Annotated in this window: 3 protein-coding genes; 1 reads left to right on the forward strand and 2 read right to left on the reverse strand. The window is 70.5% G+C overall.

Features of this window, described 5'->3' with window-relative positions; all coding sequences use genetic code 11:
• Nucleotides 1–623 precede the first annotated feature (623 nt).
• Both VF665_RS11380 and VF665_RS11385 read right to left on the reverse strand, forming a co-directional pair.
• Nucleotides 624–935 (reverse strand): DUF971 domain-containing protein, encoded by a 312-nt coding sequence (locus tag VF665_RS11380; RefSeq protein WP_331053553.1) that lies wholly within the window; start codon nt 933–935, stop codon nt 624–626.
• Nucleotides 932–2086, reverse strand: a complete 1155-nt coding sequence (locus VF665_RS11385) for a DUF2911 domain-containing protein (RefSeq protein WP_331053554.1) — start codon at nt 2084–2086, stop codon at nt 932–934. Before VF665_RS11385 ends, VF665_RS11380 begins: the two co-directional genes overlap by 4 nt.
• 141 nt (nt 2087–2227) lie before the next feature.
• Between VF665_RS11385 and VF665_RS11390 the strand changes: the two genes are divergently transcribed.
• Nucleotides 2228–2608: a hypothetical protein gene (locus VF665_RS11390; protein WP_331053555.1), complete on the forward strand. Its 381-nt coding sequence runs from the start codon at nt 2228–2230 to the stop codon at nt 2606–2608.
• The last annotated feature ends 394 nt before the right edge of the window (nt 2609–3002 follow it).

Here is a 3002-nt window from a genome sequence, read left to right on the forward strand (position 1 = left end):
GTGCCAGGGAAAGGGCGGCGCACGCTCCTTCAGAATGACGCCGCAGCGCCGATGTGGGCGGCAGGACACCGGTGGGGCGAGGTGCCGCCGCGGGCGGAGCGGGCAGCGCTGGCCGCGCGAACTGGCATCAGGCGCACTGGATCCGTAGCATCAGCCGCACCGGAATTCCTCGCCCGGCTCGGACTTCGAGTGTCATTCTGAGCGAGGCGCCGCGCCGCACCGTCCGTCACACCATACACTGGCGCCGACCGAAGAATCCCGCGCCACCGCGCCCCACGCACGCCCGGTTGCGCGGCGCGCTCGGAGGCTGCGGGTGCGCGGGAGAGGCTGGAGCACGCCACGCCGGTCCGCGGCGCGGCGGATGCTTCGGTCCGGGATTCTTCAGTCGCGCATGAACGCGGTGCCGGGGAAAGCGCGGCGAACGCTCCTTCAGAATGACGCCTCAGCGCCGAGGTGGGCGGCAGGACTCGTGGGGTGGACGGTGCCGGTGAGGCGGCGCGGAGAGGACGGGTGACTCCTCGCCAGGAGCCCAATCCGGGGCGGCGCGGCGGGTGAGCGGCAGCGAAAAAGCGCGTGCGTCCAGGAGCGGACACACGCGCTTTTTCGATCATCCACCGGGCCCGTCAGGTGCTGAGCGAGATGTCGCGCAGGTAGTCGAACGGGTAGATGCCGGTGTGGTGGCCGTCGCTCCAGTCGAAGCGAATGGCGTACTCACCCACGTACTCCACGGACCGCGGATGTACGTCCATGGGCACCGTGGCCGGATTCAGCAGCGGGCGGCCCGTCATCTCCTCCACGCAGCCGGCGCAGGGGCAGCACAGCCGTAGATAGCGCGGCGGATAGTCGCTCACCCCGCCGTCCTTCCAGCGGATGCGCAGCTCCGATCCGTCCTCCGTGGGCCCCACCTCCAGCGGCGTCGTTTCGTCCGTCTTCACGGCAACACGGTGAACGGAGCGGTGACCACCGTGTCGTCCCAGCTCATGACGATGGCGCCGCCGTTCTGCGCGTTCTCGATGCGCATGGTGAACTGCTCCACCGGCGCGCCCGCGGTGCGCGTGGCCTGCACCGGAACGCGGGCCAGGTCGTGCGCGGCATCGTACTCCGTGCCCCACTCGCCCGTGCGCTTGTTGATGATCAACTGCCATCCCTGCTGGCCGGGGATGGTCCACAGCGTGTAGGCGCCGGCCGGCACGCGCACGCTGCCGAACATCAGGTCGCGGCTGGTGCGAAAGCTGGTGGCCTCGTTGGCGCCGGTGCGCCACACGTCACCCCACTTGACCACGTTGCCAAAGATCTGCCGCCCGCGCCGCGCCGGCCGCCCGTACGAGAGCGACACGCGCGCGCCGCCGACGTCGCCGTTGATGGAGTCGCGCGGCGAAAGCATCCCCATGCCGCGCCCGGCCCGCTCCGCCGCGGCGAACTGCGTGGCCATGGCCTCGGCGTTCAGGCGCTCCACCCGCTCCACCGACACCTGCCGCGTGCTGTTGGGGCTCGTGACGCCCAGCACCCGCCCGCGCCCGTCCACGCGGATGCGCGACTCGCCCCCCGCGGTGGTGAACGTCACCGAGTCCGCGCCCAGGCGGCGCACCGTCACCGGCATTCCGGAGCGTGCACCCAGCTGCAGCATGGGGATGACGGCGGAATCGGCCCGCAGCCGGTTGGAGGCCAGCGCATGCTGCACGAAGGCGTACGAATCGCCCACGTACGGAAACGCGCCCGGCGCCATCGCGCGGATGGTGCGCACCGTGTCGCCGCGGGCAATGCGTACGGTGGCGCTGTCCGTCTCCGGCAGATCGACGGTGATGACCTGCGGCAGCAGCGTGGAATCGTTCATCACGCGGGTGGTGATGGTCATGCGCGACACCGTGCCGTTGGGGCGCAGGTCGGCATCCATCATCCGCATGACGGTGCGCGGCGAGCGGCTCACCATCTGGCTGGTGAGCTTGGTGGCCGTGCGCTGGTACTGCTCCACGGCCACGGTGTCGCGGCCCAGCCGCACAATGAAGCCGCCGCTGTCCTGCGCGGCGGCGGGGACGGCGCACGCGGCCAGGGCGGCCAGCGCGGCGGCGCTGAAGAGGTGGTTCATACGAGCCTCGGGTTGGACGGGAACGGGGCCGGCGGATGGGGGGCCGGCACGCTGCAAGGTGCGGCGCGGCGCGCGTGCGGACAAGGGCGGCCCGGCGGTTGCACCCGCTGCGCGGTCCACACTTCAGCGCGGGAGACGGGGATGGCGTACGGGGTGATCCAGTTTGTGGAAGCGGGAAAGCCGGTGGCGACGCTGGTGCGGGCCGAGCACGGGCAGCCGACGGGTGCGGACGGGGTGATGGATGCACTGGCGGCGTTCATCGAGCAGACGTCGCCGACGCTGCTGCGGCAGGGCTCGCCGGGCGGGCTGTACATGGCCGAGCTGTTCACCGCGCGCGAGGTGCAGGCCGGCAACGCCATTCGCGTGGTGGGCGGCCAGGGCGAACTGGGGATGAGCGCGGAGGAGGCGGGGCGCCTGTCCGGACAGGGCTACTACTACGAGTTCAGCGTGGGCCCAGAAGGCGACCGCAGCCCTCCGACCGTGCACATGACCCCGGTGTCGGAGCCGCCGCGAACTTCGTGATGCGGCGGATTCGGTTAACGGCGGTTCACGCGGGAGGGCGGGGGTGGCGAGGAAACGCAGGGAACTGCACGACGAAACAGAAGGGAAGCGGGCGAGTTCTCAGCCGTGGCCATCTCGCATCGGCTCTGGCCGGGCTTGCTGCGATACGTGAAAGCGGCGGCGTGCACATTCGCACGCCGCCGCTCCGTTCTGGTAGTGTGAGCGAGCCGGCTTACAAGAATCTGGCGTGATCGCGGAATGCGGATCAACTTGCAACCCCCTCGTTGATCCTACCTGCCGGAGGCCTTGATGCCGCAGCATCCATTCGAATGGCTGGCTCCCCGCCGCCGCCTGATCATCTTCGCTCTGCTGCTCACCGGCTCGGCCATCGCAGTCATGATGCACCAGGCAGTGG

Origin of the sequence: Longimicrobium sp. (assembly GCF_036387355.1) — a bacterium.
Taxonomy (GTDB): Bacteria; Gemmatimonadota; Gemmatimonadetes; order Longimicrobiales; family Longimicrobiaceae; genus Longimicrobium.